We start from the raw sequence: 15835 nt of genomic DNA on the forward strand, positions 1-15835 counted from the left end.
GGTTTCAGCTGGACACGATGCCGACGACCAGGTTGATCGTGGTCGCCAGGATCACGGTGCCGAACAGGTACGACAGCAGACAGTGTCGCAGCGCCACCGCGCGGATCGTCGAATCGGTGACGCCGGTGTCCGACACCTGATAGGTCATGCCGAGGTTGTAGCTGAAGTAGAAGAAATCCCGGAACGCCGGCAGCTCGTCGGAATTGAAGTCGATGCCACCGGCTTTCGGTGTGTAGTAGAGATACGCGTAGCGGGCGGCGTACATCAGGTGCATACCGGCCCACGCCATGAAGACCCCGGCCAGCGCCGCGGTGGCCGCACTCGGATCGCTGTGCGAACCGCCGCGAACCAGCATGACGACGATGCTGACCAACGCACCGAGCGCGGCCGCCACGATCACCAGCTCCTCGACCACCGGGTTGAAGGCTTCCTGGCGCGCATGGTCTCGGGTGGCCCCGGCATCCATGGGCCACAGCAGCAGCCATCCACCCGCGACGAAAACTGCTCCAGTGCAGGCGATCCCGACCAGAACCCCGAGAGACGCGTCGGTCAGCGATCCGGTTATCTGGCCCGCGAGCACACCGACGATCACCGAGCCCCCGAGCCGAGTGACCGGAGAGAGCAACCACGGTGCTGCCATCAGGCGGGCGCCGACAGCGTCACACGCACCTTGACGTTCTTCATGATGGGCTGGTCGCTCTGGGTGCTGTAATCGCCGATGGCGCACAGCACGTTCATCTCGGGCATGTACCCCGCGGCGCAGCCGTGCGGAATGCCGTACGGGATGGCCTTGTAGCGCTGCAGCGACCGCGTGCTGCCGTCCCGCGCGGTGGCGACGATGTCGACGTCGTCGAATTCTCTGATCCCGCGCTCGGCCATGTCCTGCGCATTCATGAAAATCAGTGTGCGCAGGTTCTTTACGCCCCGATAGCGGTCATTGTCGGAGTAGATGGTGGTGTTCCACTGATCGTGTGAGCGCAGCGTAGCCAGGATCAGTGTGCCCGACTCGGTGCTGCCGTCGGGTAGGTCGACCGCCGAGAACTCGGCCCGACCGGACGGGGTCAGGAAGATCAGTTCCCGCGCGGGCTGCTTGATGCGGAATCCCAGCGGAAGCCGGACCCGCCGATTGAAATCCTCGAAACCGTTGAGCACCTTGGCCATCGTGTCTCGGATCCGGTCGTAGTCCTCGACGTACCAGCTCCACGGGGTGCCGCTGGCGGGCAGCGCGGCCTGCGCGATCCCGGCGATGATCGCCGGTTCCGACTTCAGGTGCGGCGAGGCGGGCTTCTTCATCCCGACCGAGAGGTGCACCATGCTCATCGAGTCCTCGACCGAGGTGGACTGAACCCCGGCCTTCTGATGGTCCTTCTCGGTACGGCCCAGGCACGGCAGGATCAGGGCGCGACGACCGTGGATCACGTGACTGCGGTTGAGCTTGGTGCTCACCTGAACGGTGAGATCACATTTCTGTAGTCCCGCGAAGGTGTACGTGGTGTCCGGGGCGGCACTGGCGAAATTGCCGCCCATCCCGACGAACACCTTTATCTCGTCGCGGTGCATGGCCTCGATGGTGTGCACGGTGTCCATTCCGTGCTCGCGCGGCGGGTCGATCCCGCACACCTCGGCAAGCCGGTCGAGGAAGGCCCCGGCCGGCCGGTGATCGATACCGCAGGTGCGGTTGCCCTGCACATTGCTGTGTCCCCGGACGGGCGACGGCCCGGCGCCTTCACGGCCCAGATTGCCGCGCAGCAGAAGCAGATTGACGATCTCCCGCACGCTGTCCACGCCGTGTTCGTGCTGGGTGACGCCGAGACACCAGCTGATGATGCTGCGGTCGGCATCGCAGTAGACCTTGGCCGCCTTGCGGATATCGGCTTGGCGCACACCGGACTTGTACTCGATCTCGTCCCATGAGGTGGCCTCACAGACCGCACGGTAGTTCTCGAATCCCGCGGTGTAGCGGGCGATGAACTCGGCGTCCAGCGCCTTGGGGTCGGTTTCCGCTTGTTCCAGAACGGCTTTGGCGATGCCACGGATGAGCGCCATATCCCCGCCGATCCGGGGCTGCAGGTTCAACGTGCTGGTCTTGGTGGACTTGAAGGTGGCCATCCGCAGAAAGTCGTGCGGGATGATCGTCTTGGTGGCACCGGCCTCGACCAGTGGGTTGATGTGCACGACCTGCGCGCCGCGGCGGTAGGCCTCGGCGAGTGCGGTGAGCATGCGCGGCGCGTTGGAGGCCGCGTTGACACCGATGATGAACAGCGCGTCCGCGGTCTCCCAGTCTTCGAGGTCGACCGTGCCCTTACCGGTACCCAGCGAGGCCGTCAGGGCGCGACCGCTCGCCTCGTGGCACATATTGGAGCAGTCCGGCAGATTGTTGGTGCCGAGTTCGCGGGCCATCAGCTGGTACAGGAAGGTCGCCTCGTTGCCCAGCCGGCCCGACGTGTAGAACGACGCCTGGTCCGGGTCGTCCAGATCCGCCAGGGCCTTGCCCACCAGATCGAACGCATCACGCCAGCCGATCGGTTCGTAGTGATCGGTCTCGGAGTTGTAGACCATCGGCTCGGTGAGGCGCCCCTGGTCTTCGAGGGCGAAATCGCTCCAGGTCGCCAGCTCGGAGACGGTGTGCTGGGCGAAGAACTCCGGACCACAGCGCTTGTGCGTCATCTCCCACGTGACGTGTTTGATGCCGTTCTCGCAGATGTCGAGTTTGAGGCCCTTCATGTCGTCGGGCCAAGCGCAGCCCGGACAGTCGAAGCCGACGTTCTCGTGGTTCATCTTCATGATCGCGCGGGGGCCGTCGATGGGCTCGCGCTCGCGGATCAGCAATCTGGTGACGCTCTTCGCCGCGCCCCATCCGGCCGCGGGGTGATGGTAGGGGTGGAATTCCGGTTGGTCATGCCCCTCGGCGTCGGTGCGCTGCTCGGTGCCCCGGTCTGTCATGAGTCAAGTCTGCGCGCGGACGAACAGCCGCGTCCAAGGAATGTTTGCGCAGAGTTTCGAAGGCCTGACGAACAGACGCAAAAGTGCCCCGAAACTGGTGTTTCAGGGCACTTTGCGTCTGCTCGCGCAGAGACTCCGTCAGATCAGAGGCGCTCGATGATCGTGACGTTGGCTGTGCCGCCGCCCTCGCACATGGTCTGCAGGCCGTAGCGGCCGCCGGTGCGCTCGAGGGTGTTGAGCATGGTGGTGAACAGCTTGGCACCGGTGGCGCCGAGCGGGTGGCCCAGGGCGATGGCGCCACCACTCGGGTTGACCTTGGCCGGATCGGCCTTGGTCTCCTTGAGCCAGGCCAGCACGACCGGCGCGAAGGCCTCGTTGATCTCGACGGTATCGATGTCGTCGATGGACAGGCCGGTCTTCTCCAGCGCGTACTGGGTGGCCGGGATCGGGCCGGTCAGCATCATCACCGGATCGTCGCCACGCGCGCTGATGTGGTGGATACGGGCGCGGGGCTTGAGGTTGTACTTGTTGACCGCTTCTTCAGAGGCCAGCAGCACCGCCGCCGCACCGTCGGAGATCTGGCTCGCCAGCGCGGCAGTCAGTCGGCCGCCTTCGACCAGGGGCTTGAGCGAGGCCAGCTTCTCGAGCGTCGATTCACGCGGTCCCTCGTCGATGCCGAAGTCGCCGACCGGGACGATCTCGTTGTCGAAATGCCCGGCCCGAATCGCGGCGAACGCCCGCTGGTGGCTGTTGTAGGCGAACTCCTCCATCTCCTCGCGGGAGATGTCCCACTTCTCGGCGATCATTTCCGAACCGCGGAACTGCGAGATCTCCTGATCGCCGTAGCGGTGCAGCCAGCTCTTGGATTCGTTTGTGGGCGAGGTGAATCCGAACTCCTTGCCGACCACCATGGCCGAGGAGATCGGGATCCAGCTCATGTTCTGCATGCCGCCGGCGAGGATCAGGTCGGCCGTGCCGGACATGATGGCCTGGGCGCCGAACGAGATGGCCTGCTGGCTGGAACCGCACTGCCGGTCGACGGTGACGCCGGGGACGGCCTCGGGGTAGCCGGCGGCCAGCCAGGTCAACCGGCCGATGTTGCCGGCCTGCCCGCCGATGGCGTCGACGCAGCCGACGATGACGTCGTCAACGGCACCCGGGTCGACGTCGACGCGGTCGAAGATGGCACGGAACGCGTGCACGCCGAGATCGATCGGATGAACCTCGGCCAGCGAGCCGTTCTTCTTTCCGACCGGCGTACGCACCGCGTCGACGATGTATGCCTCAGGCATTGTTTGTCTCCTTTGACCTAACGGGCGGCGGTGATTCCGCCGAGGACGATGGCGAGGTATTGCCGGCCGACCTCTTCGGCCGAAAGCGGTCCGCCCGGCTGGTACCAGCGGACCGAAACCCAGGTGGTGTCGCGGATGAACCGGTACACCAGGTCGACGTCAATGTCCTGACGGAACGAGCCGTCGGAGATGCCCTGCTGCAGGATGTCGATCCACATCTTGCGCTGTTCGCGGTTGCGCTCGTCAACGAAGTCGAACTGCGGGATCGACGAGAGCCGCTTGGCCTCGTCCTGGTAGATCACCACCTGCGCATGCCGGTGCTCGATGGCTTCGAAGGACGCCATGAACAGGCCGGTGAGCCGGCCCAGCGGGCTGGCCTCCTGGTCGAGGATCTCCTGGTACCGCGAGAACAGCCAGTCGAGGAAGTCCTTGAGCACTTCCTCGACCATCTGCTCTTTGGACTTGAAGTGGTGATACAGGCTGCCCGACAGGATTCCTGCGGAGTCAGCGATATCGCGGACTGTCGTCGCCTTCAGGCCGCGTTCGGCAAACATCGTCGCGGCAAGGTCCAGAAGCTCGTCGCGTCTGCTTGCCGGTTGGCTGGGCGTATCCGGCGCCATCGTCACAGCATAGCAACCAAGCGCTTGCTAGGTCACATTCAGGCGGATTCCGACTTCCGACGCACCATCTCGGCGATCCAGGTGGGTGCGTACGGAGATGTGCATCCCGGTGACGTCGGGTAGTCCTTGAGCACCGCCAGACGCTCCCCGATATCGATCGCACGCGCGCGATGCCCGGCGTGCTCGATCCCGATCTGAGCCAGGCAGTTGTTCATCGCCCACTGCAGGCGATCCGGGGCCTCTTTCATCTCCGCCTCGATGACATCGAGTAACGCCTCGAGATCGAGACCGTCGGGTTTCTTCGCCACCCGATCGGCGGTCAAGGACCAGCCGGCGCCGGAGACCACGGGATCCGGGTCGACGGACCAGGCCACGCGCAGGTCTTCGGCGTTCGGGTTCTTCTTCACCACGTAATTCACGAGCCAGTCTTGAACCTTGGGCGCGCGGGCTTCGCGCATCATGCTGTCCAGCTCGTCACGCCCGAACGCCTTCGGTCGACAGATGAGCAGCGCCAGGAGTCTCGCCGCGGTGTCGCCCGTCGCCCAGAGCTGTTGTGCGAGTTCCGGCTGCGTCTTCAGTCGCTTCGCGAGTGCGCGCAGCTTGCCGAGGTTCACGCCATGGTCATCGCCATGTCTCTCGTTGACCTCGCGCATCTTCGGGTCTTCGAGCCCGGCCAACTCGGCCACGACGTCGGCGAGCTCGATCTCGGCCACATCCGCCTCCCGTTCCTCAGCTGCACCGGCCGGACGACTGATGCATTCATTTTCCCATTGCCCGCCGGTCCACGTGGCTACACTCCCGCCCGTGGCTATGAAGCCGTGGAATGGGGATCGGCCCCAGACCCAGCGCACGTTCGTTGAGCAGAAGAAGGTTGCTGCTCGCGGACTCGCCTTCACGTTCGTCACCGAGCGCATTTCCGCACCCACTGATTGGTGCAGCGCCGAGAGCGACCACCATTGGTTGTACGTGTATCGACACGGTGCGATTCACTCGATGGAGTCGCTGCTCGACTGGGGGCCGTCCGGTCGAACCCCTCCCAGCCCGGGCGACATCTGGTGGAAGCCCGCGGGCGTCGCGTCATCCGTACTGATGCAAGGCGACACGGCGGGATACTGCGAGATCGCCATTCCCGGTCACGCGATCGGCGATCCGGCGCTGATCCCTCGGGTCAAGTACCGGAACCCTCTGGTCCACTACCTGGTCGAAGAGATCTGCAGCGTCGCCGGTCGTGAGGACACCGTTGCGCAGTTGCTCAAGGAGTCAGTGGCAGAAACACTGCGGCTGCTGACCATCGACGCCCACATGGTGACGCCGCCTCGGCATCGGCACGAACGACACACGCTGGACACCGCCACCCAAACTGCGATCGTCGAGTACCTCAACGACAGCCTGGATGCCGACATCAACCTGGATTCACTGGCGCAAGTGGCCGGGATGCCGGCCGGAGTGTTCGTCAACGCTTTCCGGCGGGCGTTCCACACCACCCCGTACCAGTTCCTGCTGGATCGCCGGATCGAGCAGGCCAAGACTCTCCTGCTGACGACCTCGCTGTCGATCACAGAAATCGGCACAGCGGTGGGGTTCTCGAACCCGAGTCACTTTGCCGCCGCGTTCGGCCGCAGGGTCGGCGTCACGCCACGCCGGTACCGCCTCGGTCGTTGAGTTTGCGGCGGCAGGATCACCACCAGGTAGGAACCAGGTCAGGCCCGCTGGCTGGAAACCGAGATGACCTCGCCGGTCAGGTAGCTCGAGTAGTCGCTGGCCAGGTAGGCGATAGTGGTCGCGATCTCCCACGGCTCGGCGGCGCGGCCGAACGCCTCGTCCGAGGACAGCCGGTCCAGCAGGGCCGCATCGGCCGAGCGCTCCAGGAACTTGTGCCGCGCGATGCTCGGCGAGACCGCGTTGATCCGCACTCCGAATTCGACGGCTTCGATTGCGCTGCAACGGGTCAGCGCCATGACGCCGGCCTTGGCGGCGGCGTAGTGCGACTGCGAGTGCTGCGCGCGCCAGCCGAGAACACTGGCGTTGTTGACGATCACGCCGCCGTGCTCGACGTCCCGGAAGTAGCGCAGGGCGGCGCGGGTGGCTCGCATGACCGAGTTCAGCGTGACGTTCAGGACCCGGTCCCACTCGTCGTCGGTCATGTCGATCAGCGGGGTTTCGCCGCCGAGGCCGGCGTTGTTCACCAAAACGTCCAGGCGGCCCATCTTTTCGACCGACCGGGCGATGAGGGCGTCAACCGCCTCGGTGGAGGTGACGTCGCAGACCACGGCCTCGACCCGACCAAGGCCGAGCTCGGCCAGCTGGTCGCGGGTCTCGTTCAGTCGCCGCTCGTGGTAGTCGGACACCACGACGTCGGCGCCCTCCAGCAGCGCTCGGCGCGCGGTGGACGAGCCGATGCCGGTACCGGCGGCGGCGGTCACCAGGACGACCTTGCCCTTCAGCAGGCCGTGGCCCTCAACCTCTTTGGGAGCTACGGACAGATCACTCATGCTCAGCCCTTGGCCTCTCGGGGTAGACCGAGCACCCGCTCGGCGATGATGTTGCGCTGAATTTCGTTGGACCCGCCGTAGATGGTGTCCGAACGCGAGAACAGATAGAGCCGCTGCCACTCGTCGAACTCGCCATCAGGCAGCGTCAGTCCGGCCATCCCCTGCACGTCCATGGCGATCTCGCCGAGCTCGCGATGCCAGTTGGCCCACAACAGCTTCGACACGTTGTCCTGGCCGGGCTGTTCGACATCCATGGTCGCCAGCGCGTAGGAACGCATGGCCTGCAGGCCGGTCCACGACTCGGTCAGCCGCTGACGGATCAGCGGATCGTCGGCCGCGCCGGTGCGCTTGGCCAGCTCGACGAGGTTGGAGTGCTCACGGGCGTAGCGGATCTGCTGGCCGAGCGTGGACACGCCGCGCTCGAAGGTCAGCGTGCCCATCGCCACGCGCCAGCCGTCGCCGGGTTGACCGACCACGAGCGATGCGTCGGTGCGGGCGTCGTCGAAGAATACCTCGTTGAACTCGGAGTCTCCGGTCAGCTGGATGATCGGGCGGATCTCGACGCCCGGCTGATCCAGCGGCACCAGCAGATAGGACAGTCCGGCGTGCCGCTTGGAGCCCTTCTCCGTGCGCGCCACCACGAAGCACCACTGCGCCCAGTGGGCCAGAGACGTCCACACCTTCTGACCGTTGATGACCCACTCATCGCCGACCAGCTCGGCCGTCGTCGCGACGTTGGCCAGGTCACTGCCGGCGTTGGGCTCGGAGTAGCCCTGGCTCCACAGCTCGGTGACGTCGAGGATCTTGGGCAGGAACCGCTGCTGCTGTTCGGGGGTGCCGTACTCGATGAGCGTCGGCCCGAGCAGTTCCTCGCCCAGGTGGTTGACCTTGTCGGGAGCGTTCGCGCGGGCGTACTCCTCGTAGAAGGCGACGCGATGCGCGACCGACAGCCCACGGCCGCCGTGCTCCACCGGCCAGCCGAGGCAGGTCAATCCCGCCGCGGCCAGATGCTGATTCCACGCCCGACGTTCTTCGAAGGCTTCGTGTTCACGCCCCGGTCCACCCAGGCCCTTGAGCGCTGCGAATTCGCCTACAAGATTGTCTGCGAGCCACTGCCGGACCTCGGCCCGGAACTCCTGGACCTCTATCACCCCTGTAGGCTAACCTACCAAGCACTTGCTTTGTTAAGGGAGCATCGATGACGAGCGATCGCCGCACCGTTCCAGCGGTGCTGGACCGGGTTGCCGTGCAGTTTTCCGACCATGAAGCCCTGGTCAGTGACGATCAGCGCCTCACCTATTCGGAACTGCGCGCGCACGTACGCCAGGCCGCCGCGGCCATGATCGACCTCGGCGTCGAACCCGGCGACCGGGTGGCGATCTGGTCGCCCAACACCTGGCACTGGGTGGTGGCCTGCCTGGCCACGCACTACGCCGGCGCGCAGATGGTGCCGCTGAACACCCGCTACACCGCCAGCGAGGCCTCCGACATCCTGGCCCGCACCGAGGCTCCACTGTTGATCGCCTCGGGCGAGTTCCTCGGCTCCGACCGCGCCGCCGAACTGGATCGCGACGCGCTGCCTGCGTTGCGCCACATCGTGCGGGTGCCGATCGAGAAGCAGGACGGAACGTGGGACGAGTTCGTCGCCCGCGGCACCGACCTCGACGCCGTCGATGCACGCGCCGCCGCGGTGCAGCCCGACGACGTCTCCGACATCCTGTTCACCTCCGGCACCACAGGACGCAGCAAGGGTGTGCGGTGCGCGCACCGGCAGTCCCTCGACGGATCGGCGGCCTGGGCCGAGTGCGGGCAGGTCACCAGCTCCGACCGCTACCTGTGCATCAACCCGTTCTTCCACAACTTCGGCTACAAGGCCGGCATCCTGGCCTGCCTTCAGACCGGCGCGACGCTGTACCCGGTGCTCACATTCAAGCCCGAGCAGGTGCTGAAAACCATTGCCGAACAGCGTATTACCGTTCTGCCCGGCCCGCCGACCATTTTCCAGACCCTGCTGGACCAGCCCACGCGCGCCGACTACGACCTGTCCTCGCTGCGCTTCTCGGTGACCGGCGCCGCCGTCGTCCCGGTGGTCCTGATCGAGCGGATGCAGTCCGAACTCGACATCGACATCGTGCTGACCGCCTACGGGCTGACCGAGGCGGCCGGATTCGGCACCATGTGCCGCGCGCAAGACGACGCCGTCACCGTGGCCACCACCTGCGGCCGTCCCATCGCCGATTTCGAACTGCGCCTGGATGATTCGGGCGAGGTGCTGCTGCGCGGACCCAACGTCATGCTCGGCTACCTCGACGACCCGGAGGCCACCGCGGCGACCATCGACGCCGACGGCTGGCTGCACACCGGCGATATCGGCACGCTCGATGCGCGCGGCAACCTGACCATCACCGACCGCCTCAAGGACATGTACATCAGCGGCGGGTTCAACGTGTACCCGGCCGAGATCGAGCAGGTTCTGGCCCGGTTGGACGGGGTGGCCGAGTCCGCGGTGATCGGCGTGCCCGACGAGCGTCTCGGCGAAGTCGGCAGGGCCTACGTTGTGCTCAAGCCCGGCACGACGCTCGACGAGGCCGCCGTGATCGCTTACGCACGTGAGCATCTGGCGAACTTCAAAGCGCCGCGATCAGTTGAGTTTTTGGATGTGCTGCCGCGAAATCCGGGCGGCAAGGTGATCAAACCGGTGCTGCGCAGCAGAGGGACCCGAGAAGGGGTGCAATGGACCTGACATTCGACGACGAGACCGAGGCCTTCCGGGCCGAGGTCCGCGACTTCCTGACGGCCAACCGGGAGTCCTTCCCGACGAAGTCGTACGACACCCTTGAGGGGTTCGAACAGCACCGCCGCTGGGACAAGGTGCTCTTCGACGCCGGACTGTCGGTGATCGCCTGGCCCAAGGAGTACGGCGGCCGCGACGCCACCCTGCTGCAGTGGGTGGTGTTCGAGGAGGAGTACTTCCACGCCGGCGCGCCCGGCCGGGCCAGCGCCAACGGCACCGCAATGCTGGCGCCGACACTGTTCGCGCACGGCACCGAAGAGCAACTCCAGCGCGTGCTGCCGAAGATGGCCAGTGGCGAGGAGATCTGGGCCCAGGCCTGGTCCGAGCCCGAGTCGGGCAGCGACCTGGCCTCCCTGCGCTCGACGGCCACCAAGGTCGACGGCGGCTGGAAGCTCAACGGACAGAAGATCTGGAGCTCACGCGCACCGTTCGGCGAGCGCGGCTTCGGCCTGTTCCGCTCCGACCCGGAGGCCCAGCGCCACAAGGGTCTGACCTACTTCATGTTCGACCTCAAGGCGCCCGGGATCACCGTGCGCCCGATCGCCCAGTTGGGTGGAGACACCGGTTTCGGCGAGATCTTCCTCGACGACGTGTTCGTGCCGGACAACGATGTGATCGGCGGCGTGCACGAGGGCTGGCGCGCGGCGATGAGCACGTCGAGCAACGAGCGCGGCATGTCGCTGCGCAGCCCGGCCCGCTTCATGGCCCCCGCCGAACGGCTTGTCGCGCAGTGGAAGTCGAACCCCGATCCGGTGTTCACCGACCGCGTCGCGGACGCCTGGATCAAGGCCCAGGCCTACCGGCTGCACACCTTCGGCACCGTCACCCGGCTGGCCAACGGCGGTGAGCTGGGCGCCGAGTCCTCGGTGACCAAGGTGTTCTGGTCCGACCTGGACGTCGCCCTACACCAGACCGCACTGGACATGCAGGGTCCCGACGCCGAGTTGGTTGATCACTGGACCGAAGGTCTGCTGTTCGCGCTGGGCGGCCCGATCTACGCCGGCACCAACGAGATCCAGCGCAACATCATTGCCGAGCGCCTTCTTGGCCTGCCCCGGGAGCCGAAGTGAACTTCGAGATTGACGAACAGCAGCGAGACTTCGCGGCCAGCATCGACGCGGCGCTCGGCGCCGCTGATGTCCCGGCCGCCGTGCGCGCCTGGGGTGACGGGGACACCGCACCCGGCCGCAAGGTGTGGGCACAGCTGACCGACCTCGGGGTGACCGCACTGCTGGTGCCCGAGAAGTACGACGGCATCGAAGCCCACCCGGTCGACCTCGTCGTCGCCCTGGAGCGATTGGGCTACTGGGCCGTACCCGGTCCGGTGACCGAATCCATCGCCGTCGCACCGATTCTGCTCGCCGATGACGAGCGGGCGGGAGCACTGGCCTCCGGCGAGCTGATCGCCACCGTCGCCATGCCTCCGCAGGTGCCGCGCGCCGTCAACGCCGACGTCGCAGGCCTGACCCTGCTGGCCACCGACGGTCAGGTGGGTGACGCCACCGTCGGCGCTGCACACGATTCCGTCGACCCGTCCCGAAAGCTGTTCGACGTCACGGCATCTGGCGACACCCAGTCCGCCGACACCGCGCGGGCCTACGAGTTCGGTGTCCTCGCCACCGCCGCCCAACTGGTCGGCGCCGGGCAGGCCATGCTCGACCAGTCCGTCGAATACGCCAAGCAGCGCACCCAGTTCGGCCGGATCATCGGCTCGTACCAGGCCATCAAGCACAAGCTGGCCGACGTGCTCATCGCCGTCGAACTGGCCCGCCCGCTGGTCTACGGCGCGGCACTGTCGCTAGCCGAGGGGTCACCCCACACCGCACGGGACATCAGCGCCGCCAAGGTGGCCGCCGCCGACGCCGCGCTGCTGGCCGCCCGCTCTGCGCTGCAGACCCACGGGGCCATCGGGTTCACCCAGGAACACGACCTGTCCCTCTCACTGCTGCGCGTGCAGGCATTGCGCAGCGCCTGGGGCGATCCCACTCTGCACCGTCGTCGACTGCTGGAGGTCCTCTCGTGAGTGAAGAACGGCAACTGCTGCGCGAAACCGTCGCCGCGTTGGTGGACAAACACGCCTCCCCCGAGGCCGTGCGTGCGGCGATGGAATCCGAACGCGGCTACGACGAGAAACTGTGGAGCCTGCTGTGTGAGCAGGTCGGCGCGGCCGCTCTGGTGGTCCCGGAGGAACTGGGCGGCGCCGGAGGCGAACTCGCCGATGCCGCAGTGGTTCTCGAAGAGCTCGGCAAGGCCCTGGTGCCGACCCCGTTGCTCGGCACCACGCTTGCTGAACTCGCCCTGCTGGCCGTCGACGATCACGAGCCGCTCGAAGGGCTGGCCGAAGGCGCGTCCATCGGCACCGTGGCGTTCGACGCCGACTACGTCATCAACGGTGATGTGGCCGATGTCGTCATCGCCGCCGACGGGGAGAACCTGACCCGCTGGACCACGTTCACGGCCACCCCGAAATCCACCATGGATCTGACCCGCCGGCTGTCCGCGGTGATCCCGGGTGACACCGTCGTCCTCGGCGCCGATCCCGGCCTGGCCGACACCGCCGCCCTGCTGATGGCCGCCGAGCAGATCGGTGCCGCGTCACGCTGCCTGGACCTCACGGTCGCCTACACCAAGGACCGGGTGCAGTTCGGACGTGCGATCGGCAGCTTCCAAGCCCTCAAGCACCGGATGGCCGACCTGTACGTCAAGGTGTCCTCGGCGCGCGCCGTCGTCAACGACGCCATCGCCGCTCCGTCGCCCACCACGGCTTCCCTGGCCCGCTACTTCGCCAGTGAGGCGCTGTCGGCGGTGGCCGCCGAGGCGGTCCAGCTGCACGGCGGTATCGCCATCACCTGGGAGAGCGACATCCAGCTGTACTTCAAGCGGGCGCACGGCAGCGCCCAGCTGCTGGGGCCGCCGCGCGAGCAGCTGCGCCGCCTCGAAGCCGAAGTGTTCTAGCCTCCAGGACATGACTGATCACGTCGCACTGCGAGCCGGGATTCCGCCGTTCCACGTCATGGATGTGTGGCTGGCCGCGGACGAACGCCAGCGCACGCACGGCGACCTGGTCAACCTGTCCGCCGGGCAGCCCAGTGCCGGGGCACCGACGGCGGTGCGCGACGCCGCCGTCGCCGCGCTGAACCAGGGCTCGCTCGGTTACACCGTCGCGCTCGGTCTCCCCGAGCTGCGCGCCGAGATCGCCGCGTCGTACCGCAAGTACGGCGTCGAGGTCGGCGTCGACGAGGTGGTGCTCACCACCGGATCGTCGGGCGGATTCCTGCTGACCTTCCTGGCATGTTTCGACGCCGGCAATCGGGTGGCGATCGCCAGCCCGGGCTACCCCTGTTACCGGAACATCCTCACTGCGCTGGGCTGTGAGGTGGTCGAGATCCCGTGCGGCCCCGAGACCCGGTTCCAGCCGACGGTCGCGATGCTCGAGGCGCTCGATCCCCCGGTGGCCGGTGTGATCGTCGCCAGCCCGGCCAACCCGACCGGCACCGTGATTCCGCCCGCCGAGTTGGCCGCCATCGCGACGTGGTGTGACAACTCCGGTGTGCGGTTGATCAGCGACGAGGTCTACCACGGCCTGGTCTACCCCGGCGCGCCCGAGACCAGCTGCGCGTGGGAGACCTCGCGCAATGCCGTTGTGGTCAACAGCTTCTCGAAGTACTTCGCGATGACCGGGTGGCGGCTGGGCTGGCTGCTGGTGCCCACCGGACTGCAGCGCGCGGTCGACCGGCTCACCGGCAACTTCACCATCTGCCCGCCCGCGCTGGCCCAGCATGCCGCGGTCGCCGCGTTCACCCCGGAGTCACTGGCCGAGGCCGACGGCCTGCTCTCTCACTACGGCGACAACCGCACGCTGCTGCTGGACGGGCTGCGCGGCATCGGCATCGACCGGCTTGCCCCGACCGACGGCGCCTTCTACGTGTACGCCGATGTCAGCCAGTACACCGACGACTCCTTGGCCTGGTGCTCGAAGCTCTTGACCGACACCGGAGTCGCCATCGCGCCCGGCATCGACTTCGACACCGTGCGTGGCGGCTCCTATGTCCGGCTGTCCTTCGCCGGGCCGACCAGCGATATCGAAGAGGCGCTGCGCCGGATCGGTGCGTGGTTGGGCTGACGCCCGTCCCTCAGAAGGGTGGGGGTGGTCCGTATTCTTCGGCGAGCCAGGCCTGATATTGGCGTTCGATTTCGAGGTCGTTGTTGAGTTCGGCGCGTAGCCGTCGTTCGGCGTTGATCCGGTCTCGGCGGTCTTGTTCGCGGGTTTGGCGGCGGGTCGGCATCATCGCGCCCCGGTTCGGGTGGTGGGCCGGGGGTTCGGGAAGGTTCAGCTCCCCAGTGGGTTGGGCCAGGGTCGGGAACATGCCGGCGCCGTGCGGTTCAGTGGTGTAGGTGTGCCCGGTGGGCCCGGTGAATTCGACAGTGCCATCGGGCAATTGACGGTCCGACCAGCCCGCGCAGAACGTCTTGACCAGGTGGTGGGCCCGGCAGTAGAGCTTGTTGTTCGACGGATGCGTCGGGCCCAGCGGATAGGGCATCGTGTGGTCGATGTCGCAGCGCTCGACGGGGGCATCGCAGCCAGGGAACCGACACGTCAGATCGCGCCAGCGGATGAACTCCGAGAGCGCCACCGATGGGCGATAGCCAGGCTCACCGGCATCGGAGTCGGCGGGTTGAGTCGGTTCGGTGGCTTCGGTGGGCTCGCTAGGTTCGGTGGTTTCGGTCGGCTCAGCCGCGTCAGACGACTCGCTGGGTTCTGCAGGTTGGGTGGGCACGTGTAGCGGCTTGATCCTCGCCGTGGCCGCCAGGTCGCGCACCGACTCGGCGGGCAGGATGCCATGCCCGGGTAGGTATCCCGGATCATCCGAGCTGCCGTCGACGGTGGCCCGATCGGCCAGCACATGAACCACCGCCGCATCGGCCGCGGCCCGCTTCTGCGCCGCGGGGCAGTCCGGCAACCCACACCGGCAGGCCAGTTGGGAATCCAACCGGGCCAACGGCCCCACCGCATCCGCGCGGCGCTGCTCACGGGTCCGTGGATCGTTCTCACACACCGTGTTGGCCAGGGCGTCCAGACGTTGATCCAACGCTGTCCCGACGGCGGCATCCAGATTGGCCCACACCGTGGCCTTGCCGGGGCTGCCCGGCTCGATCTGCACGAACCGTTCCTCAGCCACATCCGGGGGCACCCGCACCCCATTCGGGTCGAGTTTGGCGATCCACTGATCCACCCGGTCCCGCAACTGCCGCTGCGAGAACCGCATCCATCTGTGTGCCCGCGCCGCCAGTTCGGCATCCAGCCCGGCCCACACTGCAGGATCCACGATGCCGGTGCGGGCAATGATCGTGCACACCACCCGATAGTCGATATCCCCAACCGCGAACCGTGCCGCCACCTGGGGCAGCTTGTCCCGCAACACCCGAGCATGATGAACCTGAGTCCCGGCCCGACCCCGACTGATCCGCAACGCCGCCGACACCTCCGCGGCGACCTCCTCGAACGGATCAGTCCGCCACAAAATGGACTCGGCCAGCTCCCGTTCCCGCAGGGAGTCCAACGCCCCGATCGCCGCCAACCGACCCGCGATCGCCACCGACTCCGCCCGCGCCGCAGCACTGATCCTGTCGATCAGCTCCACATCCGACACAGTCTCGAACATACGTTCGAGTATGCCACCATCCACCGACAAC

The 15835-nt window shown here is 66.8% G+C and carries 14 protein-coding genes; 6 read left to right on the plus strand and 8 right to left on the minus strand.

Translation table 11 applies throughout. The features are described 5' to 3' along the window. Positions 1-4: 4 nt before the first annotated feature. The 5 genes from ACZYZ7_RS29340 to ACZYZ7_RS29360 form a co-directional block, all read right to left on the minus strand. Positions 5-640 carry a DUF1345 domain-containing protein gene (locus tag ACZYZ7_RS29340; protein ID WP_450072939.1) on the minus strand — a complete coding sequence of 212 codons (636 nt, stop codon included), beginning with the start codon at positions 638-640 and terminating at the stop codon, positions 5-7. Next, positions 640-2943: an FdhF/YdeP family oxidoreductase gene (locus ACZYZ7_RS29345; RefSeq protein ID WP_450072938.1), complete on the minus strand. Its 2304-nt coding sequence runs from the start codon at positions 2941-2943 to the stop codon at positions 640-642. The genes ACZYZ7_RS29340 and ACZYZ7_RS29345 overlap by 1 nt, the downstream gene beginning before the upstream one ends. A gap of 143 nt (positions 2944-3086) precedes the next feature. After that, positions 3087-4235 carry a steroid 3-ketoacyl-CoA thiolase FadA6 gene (fadA6, locus tag ACZYZ7_RS29350; protein WP_135458773.1) on the minus strand — a complete coding sequence of 383 codons (1149 nt, stop codon included), beginning with the start codon at positions 4233-4235 and terminating at the stop codon, positions 3087-3089. 17 nt (positions 4236-4252) lie between these two features. Further along, complete coding sequence (gene kstR2 / locus ACZYZ7_RS29355; RefSeq protein WP_135458775.1) at positions 4253-4855, minus strand: TetR family transcriptional regulator KstR2; 603 nt, start codon at positions 4853-4855, stop codon at positions 4253-4255. A 38-nt stretch (positions 4856-4893) separates the two neighbouring features. Then, positions 4894-5568: a DNA alkylation repair protein gene (locus ACZYZ7_RS29360; RefSeq protein WP_135458777.1), complete on the minus strand. Its 675-nt coding sequence runs from the start codon at positions 5566-5568 to the stop codon at positions 4894-4896. 91 nt (positions 5569-5659) lie between these two features. Here ACZYZ7_RS29360 and ACZYZ7_RS29365 point away from each other — a divergent pair, with 91 nt between their 5' ends. Continuing rightward, positions 5660-6517: a helix-turn-helix transcriptional regulator gene (locus tag ACZYZ7_RS29365; RefSeq protein WP_463742349.1), complete on the plus strand. Its 858-nt coding sequence runs from the start codon at positions 5660-5662 to the stop codon at positions 6515-6517. Positions 6518-6555: 38 nt separating this feature from the next. Here ACZYZ7_RS29365 and ipdF read toward each other — a convergent pair whose 3' ends face one another. Both ipdF and ipdE1 read right to left on the minus strand, forming a co-directional pair. After that, positions 6556-7347, minus strand: a complete 792-nt coding sequence (gene ipdF / locus ACZYZ7_RS29370) for a (5R,7aS)-5-hydroxy-7a-methyl-1-oxo-2,3,5,6,7,7a-hexahydro-1H-indene-carboxyl-CoA reductase (protein WP_135458799.1) — start codon at positions 7345-7347, stop codon at positions 6556-6558. Between the two features lie 2 nt (positions 7348-7349). Further along, on the minus strand, positions 7350-8498 hold the full coding sequence (ipdE1, locus tag ACZYZ7_RS29375) for an acyl-CoA dehydrogenase IpdE1 (protein ID WP_368572524.1): 1149 nt from the start codon (positions 8496-8498) through the stop codon (positions 7350-7352). Positions 8499-8545: 47 nt separating this feature from the next. On the opposite strand from ipdE1, the gene fadD3 reads away from it, so the two are divergent. Genes fadD3 through ACZYZ7_RS29400 form a run of 5 tightly spaced genes read left to right on the plus strand, consistent with a single transcriptional unit; the run spans position 8546 to position 14264 of the window. After that, positions 8546-10090 (plus strand): 3-((3aS,4S,7aS)-7a-methyl-1,5-dioxo-octahydro-1H-inden-4-yl)propanoate--CoA ligase FadD3, encoded by a 1545-nt coding sequence (gene fadD3 / locus ACZYZ7_RS29380; RefSeq protein ID WP_463742350.1) that lies wholly within the window; start codon positions 8546-8548, stop codon positions 10088-10090. Then, entirely contained in the window at positions 10081-11211 is a 1131-nt protein-coding gene (locus tag ACZYZ7_RS29385) for an acyl-CoA dehydrogenase family protein (RefSeq protein ID WP_463742351.1), read from the plus strand. Before fadD3 ends, ACZYZ7_RS29385 begins: the two co-directional genes overlap by 10 nt. Continuing rightward, positions 11208-12164, plus strand: coding sequence for an acyl-CoA dehydrogenase family protein (locus tag ACZYZ7_RS29390; RefSeq protein ID WP_463742352.1), 957 nt, complete (start codon positions 11208-11210; stop codon positions 12162-12164). The genes ACZYZ7_RS29385 and ACZYZ7_RS29390 overlap by 4 nt, the downstream gene beginning before the upstream one ends. Continuing rightward, positions 12161-13096, plus strand: a complete 936-nt coding sequence (gene ipdE2, locus ACZYZ7_RS29395; protein WP_135458810.1) for an acyl-CoA dehydrogenase IpdE2 — start codon at positions 12161-12163, stop codon at positions 13094-13096. Before ACZYZ7_RS29390 ends, ipdE2 begins: the two co-directional genes overlap by 4 nt. 10 nt (positions 13097-13106) lie before the next feature. Further along, positions 13107-14264 (plus strand): pyridoxal phosphate-dependent aminotransferase, encoded by a 1158-nt coding sequence (locus ACZYZ7_RS29400; protein ID WP_463742353.1) that lies wholly within the window; start codon positions 13107-13109, stop codon positions 14262-14264. A gap of 10 nt (positions 14265-14274) precedes the next feature. Here the strand turns inward: ACZYZ7_RS29400 and ACZYZ7_RS29405 are convergent, their stop codons facing one another. Next, positions 14275-15804 (minus strand): HNH endonuclease signature motif containing protein, encoded by a 1530-nt coding sequence (locus tag ACZYZ7_RS29405; protein WP_463742354.1) that lies wholly within the window; start codon positions 15802-15804, stop codon positions 14275-14277. Between the last annotated feature and the right edge of the window lie 31 nt (positions 15805-15835).

The sequence above is a fragment of the Mycobacterium sp. IDUB_17 genome (assembly GCF_055419465.1).